Source organism: Klebsiella sp. K5-45 (assembly GCF_030128605.1).
GTDB lineage: Bacteria > Pseudomonadota > Gammaproteobacteria > Enterobacterales > Enterobacteriaceae > Klebsiella > Klebsiella quasipneumoniae.
The window spans coordinates 25,198-40,132 of the sequence record NZ_JAKUZW010000013.1 but is presented as its reverse complement, the minus strand read 5'-3'; the positions used below and the strand labels follow the sequence as shown (position 1 = coordinate 40,132).

Genomic DNA, 14,935 nt, shown 5'->3' with positions numbered 1-14,935 from the left:
ATCGAGTTCAGGAAATTAATCTGTGGAGAGAATTATCAGGCGGTTTCGCCGGGAATGAATTCGGGCTGCCAGAGCACCTGAAGCGAGGTCAGATCTTCGCCGGCAATTAAGCGGCGGACCATCGTGGCTATCTGGCGGCCCACCCCCTGTCGGGTGGATTGAACCACCGCGCCCACCGGGGTGTCGATGATGCTATCCTGCGGCAAACCGTCGTAGACCACCAGTGAGACGCGATCGGCGCCGGTAAGACGTCCGAGCTGAGCCAGGGCCATCGCCGCGCCGTCGCCATGGGTATTGCAGTCGGTGACAATCGCCGTTGGCGGTTCAGGCAAGCGCAGCAGCTCCATCGTTGTCTGAAACCCGCCGCGGCGGGTGGGCGGCACGCTGCGCAGCCAGGTTTCCGCCAGGCCCGCTTCGCGCAGCGCTTCCAGGTAACCGTTGCGGCGTTGGGTAATAAACGCCTGATTATTATTTTCGCTCAGCAGCGCGATGCGCCGGTGCCCCTGGCTAATCAGATGACGGGTGGCGCGATACGTGCCCGCCTGGTTATCGAAATCAAACCAGGCGTAGGGCTGCGGCAGGCGGCTACGGCCCAGCGCGAGAAAAGGAAAGCCGGAAGAGAGCAGCTGAATCAGGCGCGGGTCGTCGTCCAGGGTATGCGCGACGATCAGCGCATCGACGCGACGGCTCTGCACCATGCGCATATAGCCGTGTTTATCGGCCTGTTCATCATCGGCGATCAGCAGTAAATCAATCTCATAGCGCGCCAGCTCGTGGCTGATTTCTCCCACCATTTCGAGAAAGACGTTGTTATTCAGCGGCGCGGGGCGCACGGGGAAAACGAGGCCAACGGCGTCGATTTTGCCCATTTTCAGGCGACGCGCGAACGTGTTTGGCCGATATCCGCGACGCTGCGCTTCAGCCTCCACGCGAGCACGGGTCTCCTGCGACACATCATCATAGCCGTTTAACGCGCGGCTGACGGTCGTTACCGAGATCCCAAGTTCTTTAGCAATGGCTTTCAGCGACATAGGTATGCCTGTCTTCGCGGAAGAATGCGGCTAGTGTCCCGCAATACGGCTATGGCGTCCAGCGAGAGCGCGACGCCCGCCGGTGCGATGTCAGTTTTGCTCAGCGATCAGCAGGGCCTGCGTATCCGGCTCCAGGGCCTGAAACACATGCTCCTGATCCGCCGGATAGCAGATATAGTCGCCCTCGCCGAGCTCTTCCGGCGCCGACGTCAGCCCTACCCGCGCCCGCCCCTGGGTCACGATAATATGTTCCACCGAGCCTGGCGGATGCGGATGCGAAATGCGGTCGGCGCCGGGCTGGGTGAGCAGCAAATAGATGTCCCGACGCGCGCCGGGTGGACAGGCGGCCAGCAAAATAGCCTGATAGTTCGCCTGCTCCGCCACCACTTTTGTCCCCTCGCCGCGGCGGATCACCTGCGTTTTGTTCATCTGCGGCTCAAGCAGCCTGGCAAATGGAATATCCAGCGCTACGCAGAGCGACCACAGCGTTTCCAGACTCGGATTACCGTTGCCGGACTCCAGTTGCGATAGCGTGGATTTTGCGATACCCGCCCGACGCGCGACTTCCGCCAGCGAAAGCCCGGTCCGCGCCCGCTCCCGCACCAGACTTTTGGCGATAACGCTGATTGGCTGTGTCATACCCGCCCCTTGTTTTTTATATCGAACGATTTGTTCGCCTTGAAAAACGATCATTATGTGTTCATTATAATGGAAATTCGTTCGATATGGCTAAGGGATATGAAACAAACTCTCTCCAGTCTCAGCGGAGACACGATAAAAGCGATTGTTTTAGTTTGCCTCGCCGTCGGGGTGGTAGGCATGTCCTATGGGTCGCTAGCGGTGGCTTACGGCTTCCCCTTATGGGTGCCGCTCGTACTTTCGGTGTCCGTGCTGGCGGGCGCCTCTGAATTTATGTTTATCGGTATTGTCGCCAGCGGCGGTAGCCCGCTGGCCGCCGCCGCCGCCGGCCTGTTAGTCAACGCGCGCCATATCCCTTTCGGGGTGACCGTGCGCGAACTGGTTGGTCGGCGCGCCTTAAGCTTTATCGGGTGCCACATTATGAACGACGAGAGCGTGGTCTTTGGCTTGTCGCAGCCCACCCCCGCGCAGCGCAAAGCGGCCTACTGGCTGTGCGGCGCCGGCGTAGCGCTGATCTGGCCTTTGGGTACGCTCACCGGCGCCGCCGTCGGCAAACTGCTGCCGGCGCCGGAAACCATCGGGCTTGACGCGGTCTTCCCGGCAATCCTGCTGGCGCTGGTGATCCCGGCCTTTAAAAACCGTACCACGCTGATCCGCGCCGTCAGCGGCGCCGCGCTGGCGCTTGCTGCCGTGCCGTTTGCGCCTACCGGGCTGCCGGTGCTGCTCTCGTTGTTTGGTTTACTGTCGAGGAAAAAATAATGGGCAATATGACGCTGTTTATCGCCGGTATCGCCATCCTGTCGCTGGGAACCTATCTGATGCGTCTTGGCGGCGCGAAGCTTGGTAATCGGCTGGCATTTTCCGAGCGCTCGCAGGCGCTGCTTTCCGATGCGGCGACGGTGCTGCTTTTTTCCGTCGCCCTGGCCACCACTTTCTATGAAGGCGCGCATTTCGCCGGCATGGCGCGCGTTCTGGGCGTGGCTGTCGCTGTGTTTCTCGCCTGGCGCAAGGTGCCGCTGATCGGCGTGATTATCGCCGCGGCGGTGGTGACGGCGCTGCTGCGGCTGGCGGGTATGTCCTAGGACGGGTAGGCGTAATTCGCCAAACCGGTACGTTGTCCGCTAATTGTACCTTCAAGCCAGTGAATAACCGCCGTTATCTCCAGCGGGCGCTGCTGGTCTATCGTCAAAAGGGGCCCTAAAGACATGGGCTGCGCGCGCCCGGCCAGCTGGGCCAGCTCCGGCAGATACTCTTCGCCGGGGTGGCCCGGCGGCCGCGTCGCCAGCCGCGAGGCATAGCGCGCGACCGCCAGCTCGGGGGAGATATGGTTCCAGATCTCAATCACCTGCTCCACGCCCGCCTGCCGCAGCAATTTTTGCAAGGTCTCCCGCGGCTGAAAGCCGAACCAGGCGTCGATCAACCAGACCATACTGGCAGGCGACGCGCCGACAATCGACCAGATCACCTCATACGCCGCACAGCCCAGCTGGCGATTCATTGGCCGGTCGACCGGAGCCAGACGCGCCATAAACGGCTCTTTGATGCCGTCGATCGTCAATACCGGCAGGCTGAAGGTCTCCGCCAGCAAACGGGTGATGGTACTCTTCCCCGAGGCCGGAATGCCGTTGATTAAAATAGCCGTTTTGCAGACTGGGGTCAGATGTCTGTTCATAGTAACGCGACAACCTCCTCCCGGCTGCGGGCCATCCGCAGTTTGGCCATCGTGTCATTGTTATCCAGCAGCACGACGATGGAGCGGATCCCCTCCTCGATATGCGCATTGCTGTCCCGGGCGCCAAACATAATGACAATGTCGGCTTTTTCACTGTCCGCAAAAGGAATCGGCTTTTCCAGCAGCACCAGGCTAAAGCAGTTGCGTCTGACGCCGCACTCGGGTCGGGCATGGGGGATAGCAATACCTTCATCGAAGACGTAATAGGCGCCATGGTTCAGGGTATTGTCGATCACCGCCTGGCTATATTCCGTCGAAATAAAGCCTTTTGCCTCCAGCGGGCGGGCAGCCAGCTTTATTACCCGCTGCCAGTCGGACTCCACAACGCCAACCTGAATGGCATCGGCCTCAATAAGCAGTTCTTTTATGGTCATTCTGTATTCCTAAATATTGCGGCGAATAATATTGCGTAAATTATCAATCTGCAGAAACAGCGTATCGATATCCTGCCGGTGGGCGGTGCTTTTGGCATATATCGATAGCGCCCGGTTGTAAGTCAGCATCAATGTTTTTTGCACCTCGCTATTGCCAGGCTGGCGCTGTAGTTCGCCCTCCAGCCTGGCAATCTCCTCCGCCAACTGACGGGACTGTTGATCATAATCCTGCAGCGGGGTTTGCTCTTTTTTCCACAACGTTTTCAATGATTCAAACATAGCAAGTTCCCTCCCTGGCGGAAGACAGGGCAATGAAATAGAGAGTGGAGGAGAAAACGTTATTTAAATAACGCCATTTTTTCCATTAAGACATCAGTGACCGCCTGGTTGGCGGGAATTAAGAATTTCCGTACGCTGTCATTCACCTTCCCTTTCTCAAACGTCGTTTTACAGCGGTCAACCCACTGCACGTTCATTTCCGTCCCGACGTTCACTTTATTAATCCCTTCGGTGACGGCCAGCCGCATATCCTCATCGCTGACGCCGGTACCGCCATGCAGCACCAGCGGCACGCCGGTCGCCGCGCTAATCTGTTTCAGCCGCTGGTGCTGTATCTGCGCTTTACCGGTGTAGAGGCCATGCACGGTGCCTACCGAAACGGCCAGCATATCGACCTGGGTCTCCTCCACAAAGCGTTTCGCATCTTCGACGGTGGTAAAACAGATATCTTCCGCCGCCACCGCTTTTCCATCCTCAGACCCGCCGATCGCCCCCAGTTCGCCTTCTACCGTAATATTGCGCGGGCGGGCCATCTCCACCACAATCCGCGTATTACCGATATTTTCCTCAAGGCTTAAATGTGAGCCGTCGTACATCACCGACGAAAAGCCCGCGTTCATTGCCGTCTCGATAGCCTTAATATCTGAGCAGTGGTCAAGATGCAGACAGGCTGGAATATTTTCACTGTCCGCTAATGAACGCACGGCGTCGACCAGCAAACGATAGCCGAGGTACTCCGCGGTCCCGGTTGAAATTTGGATCATTAACGGGCTGTGGCTGTTTTGCGCGGCTTTGAAAAACGCCGGCAGCATCTCAATACAGTGCAAGTTAAACGAGCCAATCGCTTTAAAATTTCTCGCTTGGGCAATTTTTAAAATCTCATTGAAATTATACAGACTCATGAACATTTTCCCCTTTCGGCTTAGCGGATTTCCCGTTGACAAACCATGCCAGTGCGGCGACAAACACAATAAATAAGGCGACAAAGAGCCAGTTATTCTGGAAGGCGTGGCCTAATACCAGACCCGAGCTGATGACGTCAGAGTCGCTGAAGGTGACGCCCGTAAAGCCATAGCTCTCCAGCATGGGCACCAGAATGGCCGGCAGAAACGTGATAAACAGACCGTGAATAACCCCGCCGATCATCGCCCCGCGGCGTCCGCCCAGCGCGTTGCCAAAAACCCCTGCCGTGCCGCCGGCGAAAAAGTTGGTTAACAGCCCGGGGAGGATCATCGCCAGACCGAACATCGGGAAAACCAGCATGCCGATAATCGAGCCGACGGTCGTCGCCAGAAATCCGACAATCACCGCATTCGGCGCATAAGGAAACAGTACCGGGCAATCAAGAGCCGGCTTCGCATCCGGGACAATACGCATCGCAATACCGCGAAAGGCCGGCACCAGCTCATTGAGCAATAAACGCACGCCGCTATAGAGGACAAAGACCCCGGCGACAAACTGAATGGACTGCATAAAGGCATACATCAGGTAGTTAATCCCGCCGGAGAACTGCGCGATGTACTGGGGGCCCGCCGCGATAGCCGGGATGAGATACATCGGCACCATCACCACCGCCATGGCCAGATAGGTATCCTGCAGAAACTTAAAGTTATCAGGCAGCTCGAGATCTTCCGTCGAGCGGGAGCCTTTGCCGACGACCTTTGCGACGGCGGCCTGCACCAGATAACCGATGGTACAGAAGTGCCCCAGGGCCACGTCGTCAGATCCGGTAATGCGCCTGACCACCGGCTGCGCCAGGGCCGGCATTAACACCGCCATCACGCCGCCGAAGATGCCCCCGGTTAAAATCAGCGGTACGCCAGTGAGCCCGGACTTATAGCCAATCACGGCGCCGATCGTCGCCATCCACAGCAGCGCCTGGCCGGTCAGGAAAATATATTTAAGCGGCGTCAGACGGGCGATAATAATATTGACGGCAAAGATCACCAGCAGCGTCAGCGCCACTTCCGAACCTAATTCCCGATTCGCTAACCCGGCGATGGCGGCCACATCGGTAATATAGCCTTTCATGCCAAATCCCTGGGTGAAGATATCGTTCAGAAAGGTTAGCGTGGCGACAATGATGTTGATCCCCGCCATCATAATTAAGAAGCCAAGCAGCGTTTTAAACGTCCCTTCCGCGGTTTTGCCCGGCGATTTCTTTTGCAGGATCAGGCCAAGCATGGCAATAAAAGCAATAAGAATGGATGCCTGACCAAGTAAATCCTTAACGATAAACGCAACGAAGCTATTCATAATCAGCCACCTTCAGATGACGTTCTTTTAAGAATGCGACGATCTTGGTTTCAATTTCCTCTTTATCCGTAAGCTTATTGAGCACCACGACGCGTTTAATTTCCTCTTCAGTAGCATCGGCGGTTAAGATGTCGGCAAAGGTTTTTTGCGTCAAAATCATATCCGATTTAAAGGCTCCGGCTTCGGATACGGTGGTGTGTTCAATATGAGCGGGAATTTCCAGCTTTTTTAAAACTGCCTTCGCCGTCATTTCAATGGCAAAGCTTGAACCGAGGCCGCAGCCACATACGCATAAAATTTTCAGCATGGAGGGTCTCCTCAAATAATATTGAGTTGCTTGGCAAGTTTATAATGATGTCCTTCAGTATCGACCAGTCGTTTTTTCATACTGACTAAATCAATCGGAATAGGTTTGTTACTGGAATTAATTATTATGGCTTTATTTTTCATACCTGACTGAATACAGCGAACCACTTCACTGGCCATAATGGTGCCCTGATAAATCTCTTCACAGGTCGGGTCACCGCTGCGTAGGCCATAACCGACAATCGTTTTACGGATTCGGACGCCGATTTGCGGTTCCAGCTGTTTGATCATGGTATCAATCGCTCCCTGAAAGCCGGGAGAGTATTCTTTGGTGTAGCCTTCTGAGCAGAGGATAACGACGCTGTTCTGCGTGCTCAGCTTCCGGGTAATCCGCTCCGCAAGCATGGCCAGCGGCATCTGCGCCTCCGGGATCAGGGCAATATCCGCATTGCATTTAATGGCGGACTGTAACGTTAATTCTCCACAATAACCTCCTAATATCTCAACCATAAAAACCCGCCCCGGCAGCGCTCTTCCGGTATTTCTTAAACGGGAGACTTCTTTAATAATCTGCTCGCAGGCCGTGGAAAAACCAATCGTATAATCACTGCCATACACGTCATTATCGATAGTCATTCCCACGCCAAAGCAATTAATATCAAATTCACTTAGGGTATTGAGAAACTGCAGGCTGCCGTCCCCCCCGGCCATAATAAGCACGTCAATACGCAGCGATTTCAGTTTTTTAGCAATCATTTCATATTCGCTGCGCTGTAGTTTGCGACTGGTTCGTCCGGAGGTAATGATCGGCACCGCGGTAATGGAGAAATCAACCAGATCGCGCCACGCGATATCCTGATGATTTTTCTCCAGCAGGCCAGGAATACCGCCATTAAACAGCGTGATATCGGCATCAGCCTGCCTGGCAATCTGGAATATAAAATTATTCATTCCCGAAACATCCCCGCCGCTAATAACGATGCCAATTTTCATGACGCCTCCTCGCTCATTTGCCTGACGACATTTTTCCCTGACTGCAAGACTTGTATTTGCAATGGAGATCACATAATGCGTATTAAATTACGTACATGAATAGTTGACAGTCGCAACAGCGGGCTTATTTTTGTGACAAAAATCACACATGCAGAGCGTGTTCTTCATCGCTTTTCCTTTTTAATATCTTTACATTTCATAGCGTTAAAATATCGAGATATTCAACAATGAAGATGTTTCATTGGCGGTAATAATGGGGAGTTAAGAAAAGAACGGAAACGTGAGTACTGCCACATTTTTTTCGCGGCGGTGGGGAATAGTGACTGTTTTTTGCCGAAACGGAAACGAAAAAAAGCGCCCTGAGGCGCTCTTTCGACAGTAGCGTTACGCTTATTTGTTCAGTTCGGCAGTCATATGCACGCGGTTGCCGGTAAACGCTTCGGTAATTTTGTAAGACGACGCGCCTGCTGCCTGGGCCTGTGCGGCGATTTTCGCTTCCGCGCCGTCCATCGTTGCAGCGGTAGCGGTGACGGTTTCAGCGGCGAAGGAAGCAAAAGAGGCGGCCATAGCGATTACTGCGACAAAAGTTTTGATGCTTTTCATGATATAAACCCTTTCATTTAGTTGTTTAGATAAGGCGTTGTGCCTTGATGTGTTAAATAGTAGCCCGCACATTACCAAACAAAAAGCGGAAGGATTTGCTGTCATTATTCAAATTTACTGATTAACTTTTAACCCGCGATCAAACGCTGCGGGTGGGTGTAGATCGTCGCCCTGCCCGGCTTGCAAAAGCCCACCAGCGTCAGGTTGCAGCGCTCGGCGACCTCCACCGCTAAGGTGGTGGCTGCTGATACCGCGAACAGGATCTCGACCCCGCACATCGCGGCTTTCTGCACCATTTCATAGCTGGCGCGGCTGGAGACCAGCGCGGCGCCCTGCTGCCAGCCCTCGCCGATTTCCGCCCGCCGGCCGAGCAGTTTATCCAGCGCCACATGCCGGCCGACGTCTTCAAAACCGCCCGCCAGTTCGCCCGTCGACCGGACCCAGGCGGCCGCGTGGGTGCAGCCGGTGAGTCGGCCGATCGGTTGAAAGTCGTTAAGATGCGCCAGGGCCTGGTCGAGATTGGCGATATCGAACGTCTGAGTGAACGGCAGCGGTTGAACCGGCTTACCAATATCATTGAGCTGCTCGACGCCGCAGACCCCGCAGCCGGTGCGCCCGGCCAGCGCGCGACGCCGGGCTTTGAGCCCCATAAAACGCCGGCTGGAGAGTTCAATCTGCACCTCAAGGCCGTTGCATACCGACACCACGTCCATGCCGAAAATCTCCCGCCGATGCTCAATAATCCCTTCGGATAAGGAGAAGCCGACGGCGAACTGCTCCAGGTCTTTCGGCGTGGCCATCATCACCACGTGGGAGATACCGTTGTAGACCAGCGCGACCGGTACCTCTTCCGCTAACTCATCTGGCTGAGGATGTTGCAGATCCTCGCGCTTCCAGAGGGAGACCTGGCGATATCCTGTGACATTCGTCACATTTTCGATTTGTTCGAGAGGCTTCTTGTTCACTTTGCTTTAACCGTATTGGAACAGGCATACACACAATGTGGTATTCTGTTTTTATCCCTTCAGGAATGAGGGAAATATGCCCTAATTCTGAACCTTTGCGGCTCTCACCGCAAAGCAAATAACTACATGTGACAATGTCGAAACAAGGAGCGAACCATGCAGGTCAGCAGAAGGCAGTTCTTTAAGATCTGCGCTGGCGGTATGGCGGGAACCACGGCAGCAGCGCTGGGCTTTGCCCCGGCGACTGCGCTCGCGGAGACACGGCAGTACAAATTGCTGCGCACGCGCGAAACCCGTAACACCTGCACATACTGTTCTGTCGGCTGTGGGCTGTTGATGTATAGCCTCGGCGACGGCGCGAAAAACGCCAAAGCATCCATTTTCCATATCGAAGGCGATCCGGATCATCCGGTCAACCGTGGTGCGCTCTGTCCGAAAGGGGCTGGTCTGGTGGACTTTATCCATTCTGAAAGCCGCCTGAAATTCCCGGAATATCGCGCGCCAGGCTCCGATAAATGGCAGCAAATCAGCTGGGACGAAGCGTTCGATCGCATCGCCAAGCTGATGAAAGAGGACCGCGACGCCAACTTTATCGCGCAAAACGACGCTGGCACCACCGTCAACCGCTGGTTGACCACCGGGATGCTGTGCGCCTCCGCCTCCAGTAACGAAACCGGCTATTTAACGCAAAAATTCACCCGCGCCCTCGGGATGCTGGCGGTGGATAACCAGGCGCGTGTCTGACACGGACCAACGGTAGCAAGTCTTGCTCCAACATTTGGTCGCGGTGCGATGACCAACCACTGGGTGGATATTAAGAACGCCAACCTGATCGTGGTGATGGGCGGTAACGCCGCTGAAGCGCATCCGGTGGGATTCCGCTGGGCGATGGAAGCCAAAATCCATAACGGTGCCAAACTCATCGTTATCGATCCGCGCTTCACGCGTACAGCGTCGGTGGCTGATTTCTATACCCCGATTCGTTCCGGTACCGACATTACCTTCCTGTCGGGCGTGATCCTGTACCTGCTGAATAACGAAAAATTCAACCGCGAATACACCGAAGCCTACACCAACGCCAGCCTGATCGTGCGTGAGGACTACAGCTTCGACGACGGGCTGTTCAGCGGCTATAACGCAGAAAAACGCCAGTACGACAAAACCAGCTGGAACTATGAGCTGGACGAAAACGGCTTCGCCAAACGCGATACCACGCTGCAACATCCGCGCTGCGTCTGGAACCTGCTGAAGCAGCACGTTTCCCGTTATACCCCGGATGTGGTCGAAAACATCTGCGGTACGCCGAAGGCCGACTTCCTCAAAGTCTGTGAATACATTGCCGAAACCAGCGCGCCGGATAAAACCGCGTCGTTCCTGTACGCTCTCGGCTGGACCCAGCACTCCATCGGCGCGCAGAACATCCGCACCATGGCGATGATCCAGCTGCTGCTCGGCAACATGGGGATGGCGGGCGGCGGCGTCAACGCCCTGCGCGGCCACTCCAATATCCAGGGTCTGACCGACCTCGGCCTGCTCTCCACCAGCCTGCCAGGCTACATGTCGCTGCCGAACGAAAAACAGGCCGACCTGCAGACCTACCTGACGGCTAACACGCCGAAGCCGCTGCTGAAAGACCAGGTCAACTACTGGGGCAACTATCCGAAGTTCTTCGTCTCCATGATGAAAGCCTTTTTCGGCGATAAAGCGACAGCAGAAAACAGCTGGGGCTTTGACTGGCTGCCGAAATGGGACAAGAGCTACGACGTTCTGCAGTACTTCGAGATGATGAATCAGGGCAAAGTGAATGGCTATATTTGCCAGGGCTTTAACCCGGTCGCCTCGTTCCCGAACAAAAACAAGGTCGTCGCTTCCCTGTCGAAGCTGAAGTTCCTCGTGACCATCGACCCGCTCAATACCGAAACGTCCACCTTCTGGCAAAACCACGGTGAGTCGAACGATGTTGACCCGTCGAAAATCCAGACCGAAGTGTTCCGTCTGCCGTCTACCTGCTTCGCCGAAGAGAATGGGTCTATCGTCAACTCCGGCCGCTGGCTGCAGTGGCACTGGAAAGGCGCGGACGCCCCGGGGATCGCTGTCACCGATGGTGAAATCCTCGCCGGTATCTTTACGCGCCTGCGTAAGATGTATGCCGAAGAGGGTGGCCCGGCGCCAGAGCCAGTGCTCAACATGACGTGGAACTACTCCACGCCACACGAGCCGGCGTCAGAAGAAGTGGCGATGGAGAGCAACGGTAAAGCGCTGGCGGATATTACCGACCCGGCAACCGGCGCGGTGATCGTCAAGAAAGGCCAGCAGCTGAGCTCCTTCGCACAGCTACGCGACGACGGCACGACTTCCAGCGGCTGCTGGATCTTCGCCGGAAGCTGGACGCCGGAAGGTAACCAGATGGCGCGCCGGGATAACGCCGATCCGTCAGGCCTCGGCAATACGCTGGGCTGGGCATGGGCATGGCCGCTCAACCGCCGCATCCTGTATAACCGCGCCTCCGCGGACCCGCAGGGTAAACCGTGGGATCCGAAGCGTCAGTTGCTGAAGTGGGATGGCGCGAAATGGGGCGGCGTGGATATTCCGGACTACAGCGCCGCTGCGCCTGGCAGCGACGTCGGTCCGTTTATCATGCAGCCGGAAGGGATGGGCCGTCTGTTCGCTATCGATAAGATGGCGGAAGGACCGTTCCCGGAACACTACGAGCCGTTTGAAACGCCGCTCGGGACTAACCCGCTGCACCCGAACGTGGTCTCTAACCCGGCCGCTCGCGTCTTCAAAGGCGATCTCGAGCAGATGGGCAAAGCGGAGAAATTCCCGTACGTCGGCACCACTTATCGCCTGACTGAGCACTTCCACTACTGGACCAAGCACGCGCTGCTTAACGCCATCGCGCAGCCGGAGCAGTTTGTGGAGATCGGTGAAAAACTGGCGAATAAACTTGGCATCAGCCATGGCGATACCGTCAAGGTCTCCTCCAACCGCGGCTACATTAAGGCCAAGGCGGTGGTGACCAAACGTATTCGCACGCTAAAAGTTGACGGTAAGGATATCGATACCATCGGCATTCCTATTCACTGGGGCTATGAGGGCGTGGCGAAAAAAGGCTTTATTGCCAATACCCTGACGCCGTTCGTCGGTGATGCGAATACGCAGACGCCGGAGTTCAAAGCTTTCCTCGTGAACGTGGAAAAGGTGTAACGGAGACGACTTATGGCTTATCAATCGCAAGATATTATTCGTCGTTCCGCGACTAACGGTTTCACCCCCGCGCCTCAGGCGCGGGACCACCAGCAGGAGGTGGCGAAGCTTATCGACGTCACCACCTGTATCGGCTGCAAAGCCTGTCAGGTGGCCTGCTCCGAATGGAACGATATTCGTGATGAAGTCGGTCACAACGTTGGGGTGTATGACAACCCGGCGGACCTGACCGCCAAGTCATGGACGGTGATGCGCTTCTCGGAAGTGGAGCAAAACGACAAGCTTGAATGGCTCATCCGCAAAGATGGCTGCATGCATTGCGCCGATCCGGGCTGCCTGAAGGCCTGCCCATCAGAAGGCGCGATCATTCAGTACGCCAACGGCATCGTCGATTTCCAGTCCGAGCAGTGCATCGGCTGCGGTTACTGTATCGCCGGCTGTCCGTTCGATGTGCCGCGTCTGAACCCGGAAGACAACCGCGTCTACAAATGTACCCTGTGCGTAGACCGCGTCACCGTCGGCCAGGAACCGGCCTGCGTGAAAACCTGCCCGACCGGCGCCATCCACTTTGGCTCCAAAGAGGATATGAAAACGCTGGCAGGCGAGCGCGTAGCTGAACTGAAAACCCGCGGTTACGACAATGCGGGCCTGTACGATCCGGCCGGCGTCGGCGGTACCCACGTCATGTACGTGCTGCACCATGCCGATAAGCCGAATCTGTACCACGGCCTGCCGGAAAACCCGGAGATCAGCCAGACCGTCAAGTTCTGGAAAGGCATCTGGAAACCGCTGGCGGCCGTCGGCTTCGCCGCGACCTTCGCAGCCAGTATCTTCCACTACGTCGGCGTCGGTCCGAACCGCGCGGAAGAGGAAGAGGACAACCTGCATGAAGAGAAAGACGAGGTGCGCAAATGAAAAGACGTGACACCATCGTGCGCTACACGGCGCCGGAACGCATCAACCACTGGGTCACCGCCTTCTGCTTCATCCTGGCGGCGGTAAGCGGGTTAGGCTTTTTCTTCCCGTCCTTTAACTGGCTGATGCATATCCTCGGCACGCCGCAGCTGGCGCGAATTCTCCACCCGTTCGTCGGGGTGGTGATGTTCGCGTCGTTCATCATCATGTTTTTCCGTTACTGGCACCACAACCTAATCAATCGGGATGATATCTTTTGGGCGAAGAATATTCGTAAGATCGTCGTCAACGAGGAGGTGGGCGATACCGGACGCTATAACTTCGGCCAGAAATGCGTATTCTGGGCGGCGATTATCTTCCTGGTACTGCTGCTGGTGAGCGGTGTGATCATCTGGCGTCCGTATTTTGCGCCGGCTTTCTCAATCCCGGTGATCCGATTTGCGCTGATGCTGCATTCATTTGCCGCAGTGGCGTTAATTGTGGTTATCATGGTGCATATCTACGCCGCCCTCTGGGTGAAAGGCACCATTACCGCGATGGTGGAAGGCTGGGTCACCAGTACGTGGGCGAAGAAACATCACCCGCGCTGGTACCGAGAGGTCCGCCAGAAACAGGAAAAGTCATCTGAATGAGTATTCGCATAATCCCGCAAGACGAGCTGGGTTCGAGCGAGAAACGCACGGCGGAAGCAATTCCGCCGCTACTGTTCCCCAGGCTGAAAAATCTGTATAACCGCCGCGCTGAGCGTCTGCGCGAGCTGGCCGCCAATAACCCGCTGGGCGATTACCTGCGCTTTGCCGCGCTGATCGCCCATGCCCAGGAAGTGGTGCTGTACGACCATCCGCTGCAGATGGATCTCACCGCCCGTATTAAAGCGGCCAGCGAACAGGGCAAGCCGCCGCTGGATATCCACGTCCTGCCACGCGACAAACACTGGCACAAGCTGCTGCACTCGCTGATTGCCGAGCTGAAGCCGGAGATGAGCGGCCCAGCACTGGCGGTCATTGAGAATCTGGAAAAAGCCTCTGAGCAGGAGCTGGAGCAGATGGCCAGCGCGCTGTTTGCTTCCGACTTCGCCTCGGTCAGCAGCGATAAAGCGCCGTTCATCTGGGCCGCACTGTCGCTCTACTGGGCGCAGATGGCCAGCCTGATTCCGGGGAAAGCGCGCGCTGAATACGGCGAACAGCGCCAGTTCTGCCCGGTGTGCGGCTCGATGCCGGTCTCCAGCATCGTGCAGATCGGCACCACCCAGGGGCTGCGCTATCTGCACTGCAATCTGTGCGAAACCGAGTGGCACGTGGTACGCGTCAAATGTAGCAACTGCGAACAGAGCCGCGATCTGCACTACTGGTCGCTGGACAACGAGCAGGCTGCGGTGAAAGCCGAAAGCTGTGGCGACTGCGGAACTTACCTGAAGATTATGTATCAGGAGAAGGATCCGAAAGTCGAAGCCGTCGCCGACGATTTGGCATCCCTGGTGCTTGACGCCCGCATGGAGCAGGAAGGCTTCGCCAGAAGCTCAATTAACCCGTTCATGTTCCCCGGCGAAGGGGAATAAGTTCTGCGCTCCTATAACGGGCGACTCAGGTCGCTCGTTATCATTCATACGGTGTGAACACGCCGGAAATGCTCTCC

The 14,935-nt window shown here is 56.2% G+C and carries 17 protein-coding genes; 6 read left to right on the top strand and 11 right to left on the bottom strand.

The window, feature by feature from the left end; translation table 11 throughout:
* Positions 1 to 35: 35 nt before the first annotated feature.
* The gene (locus tag MKS11_RS23050; protein WP_032455457.1) at positions 36 to 1,031 is read right to left on the bottom strand and encodes a substrate-binding domain-containing protein; all 996 of its coding nucleotides are present in this window, start codon (positions 1,029 to 1,031) and stop codon (positions 36 to 38) included.
* Between the two features lie 90 nt (positions 1,032 to 1,121).
* Positions 1,122 to 1,670 carry a helix-turn-helix domain-containing protein gene (locus tag MKS11_RS23045; protein WP_050887633.1) on the bottom strand — a complete coding sequence of 183 codons (549 nt, stop codon included), beginning with the start codon at positions 1,668 to 1,670 and terminating at the stop codon, positions 1,122 to 1,124.
* A 99-nt stretch (positions 1,671 to 1,769) separates the two neighbouring features.
* On the opposite strand from MKS11_RS23045, the gene MKS11_RS23040 reads away from it, so the two are divergent.
* Entirely contained in the window at positions 1,770 to 2,429 is a 660-nt protein-coding gene (locus MKS11_RS23040) for an AzlC family ABC transporter permease (protein WP_032431168.1), read from the top strand.
* Positions 2,429 to 2,752: an AzlD domain-containing protein gene (locus MKS11_RS23035; protein WP_004203647.1), complete on the top strand. Its 324-nt coding sequence runs from the start codon at positions 2,429 to 2,431 to the stop codon at positions 2,750 to 2,752. Before MKS11_RS23040 ends, MKS11_RS23035 begins: the two co-directional genes overlap by 1 nt.
* On the opposite strand, the gene MKS11_RS23030 is transcribed toward MKS11_RS23035, so the two are convergent.
* From MKS11_RS23030 to fdhD, 9 genes are all read right to left on the bottom strand, one after another.
* Entirely contained in the window at positions 2,749 to 3,342 is a 594-nt protein-coding gene (locus tag MKS11_RS23030) for a hypothetical protein (RefSeq protein ID WP_004203646.1), read from the bottom strand. The two genes, MKS11_RS23035 and MKS11_RS23030, sit on opposite strands and share 4 nt — an antisense overlap.
* Positions 3,339 to 3,776 (bottom strand): PTS sugar transporter subunit IIA, encoded by a 438-nt coding sequence (locus tag MKS11_RS23025; protein ID WP_087771200.1) that lies wholly within the window; start codon positions 3,774 to 3,776, stop codon positions 3,339 to 3,341. The genes MKS11_RS23030 and MKS11_RS23025 overlap by 4 nt, the downstream gene beginning before the upstream one ends.
* Positions 3,777 to 3,785: 9 nt before the next feature.
* Positions 3,786 to 4,055 (bottom strand): hypothetical protein, encoded by a 270-nt coding sequence (locus MKS11_RS23020; RefSeq protein ID WP_004203644.1) that lies wholly within the window; start codon positions 4,053 to 4,055, stop codon positions 3,786 to 3,788.
* Between the two features lie 59 nt (positions 4,056 to 4,114).
* Positions 4,115 to 4,957 carry a class II fructose-bisphosphate aldolase gene (locus MKS11_RS23015; RefSeq protein WP_025999201.1) on the bottom strand — a complete coding sequence of 281 codons (843 nt, stop codon included), beginning with the start codon at positions 4,955 to 4,957 and terminating at the stop codon, positions 4,115 to 4,117.
* Complete coding sequence (locus MKS11_RS23010) at positions 4,944 to 6,311, bottom strand: PTS sugar transporter subunit IIC (protein ID WP_004203642.1); 1,368 nt, start codon at positions 6,309 to 6,311, stop codon at positions 4,944 to 4,946. The genes MKS11_RS23015 and MKS11_RS23010 overlap by 14 nt, the downstream gene beginning before the upstream one ends.
* Entirely contained in the window at positions 6,304 to 6,618 is a 315-nt protein-coding gene (locus tag MKS11_RS23005; protein ID WP_004203640.1) for a PTS sugar transporter subunit IIB, read from the bottom strand. Before MKS11_RS23005 ends, MKS11_RS23010 begins: the two co-directional genes overlap by 8 nt.
* 11 nt (positions 6,619 to 6,629) lie before the next feature.
* Entirely contained in the window at positions 6,630 to 7,610 is a 981-nt protein-coding gene (locus MKS11_RS23000) for a 6-phosphofructokinase (RefSeq protein ID WP_004203638.1), read from the bottom strand.
* A 390-nt stretch (positions 7,611 to 8,000) separates the two neighbouring features.
* Positions 8,001 to 8,213, bottom strand: a complete 213-nt coding sequence (locus MKS11_RS22995) for a YdgH/BhsA/McbA-like domain containing protein (protein WP_004203637.1) — start codon at positions 8,211 to 8,213, stop codon at positions 8,001 to 8,003.
* Positions 8,214 to 8,341: 128 nt separating this feature from the next.
* Positions 8,342 to 9,178, bottom strand: a complete 837-nt coding sequence (fdhD, locus tag MKS11_RS22990; protein WP_087771201.1) for a formate dehydrogenase accessory sulfurtransferase FdhD — start codon at positions 9,176 to 9,178, stop codon at positions 8,342 to 8,344.
* Positions 9,179 to 9,334: 156 nt separating this feature from the next.
* Here fdhD and fdnG point away from each other — a divergent pair, with 156 nt between their 5' ends.
* Genes fdnG through fdhE form a run of 4 tightly spaced genes read left to right on the top strand, consistent with a single transcriptional unit; the run spans position 9,335 to position 14,858 of the window.
* Entirely contained in the window at positions 9,335 to 12,385 is a 3,051-nt protein-coding gene (fdnG, locus tag MKS11_RS22985) for a formate dehydrogenase-N subunit alpha (RefSeq protein WP_085956538.1), read from the top strand.
* Positions 12,386 to 12,397: 12 nt separating this feature from the next.
* Positions 12,398 to 13,300 (top strand): formate dehydrogenase subunit beta, encoded by a 903-nt coding sequence (gene fdxH / locus MKS11_RS22980; protein ID WP_002882822.1) that lies wholly within the window; start codon positions 12,398 to 12,400, stop codon positions 13,298 to 13,300.
* Positions 13,297 to 13,932 carry a formate dehydrogenase cytochrome b556 subunit gene (gene fdoI, locus MKS11_RS22975; RefSeq protein WP_004203632.1) on the top strand — a complete coding sequence of 212 codons (636 nt, stop codon included), beginning with the start codon at positions 13,297 to 13,299 and terminating at the stop codon, positions 13,930 to 13,932. Before fdxH ends, fdoI begins: the two co-directional genes overlap by 4 nt.
* Complete coding sequence (gene fdhE / locus MKS11_RS22970; RefSeq protein ID WP_004203631.1) at positions 13,929 to 14,858, top strand: formate dehydrogenase accessory protein FdhE; 930 nt, start codon at positions 13,929 to 13,931, stop codon at positions 14,856 to 14,858. Before fdoI ends, fdhE begins: the two co-directional genes overlap by 4 nt.
* Positions 14,859 to 14,935 lie beyond the last annotated feature (77 nt).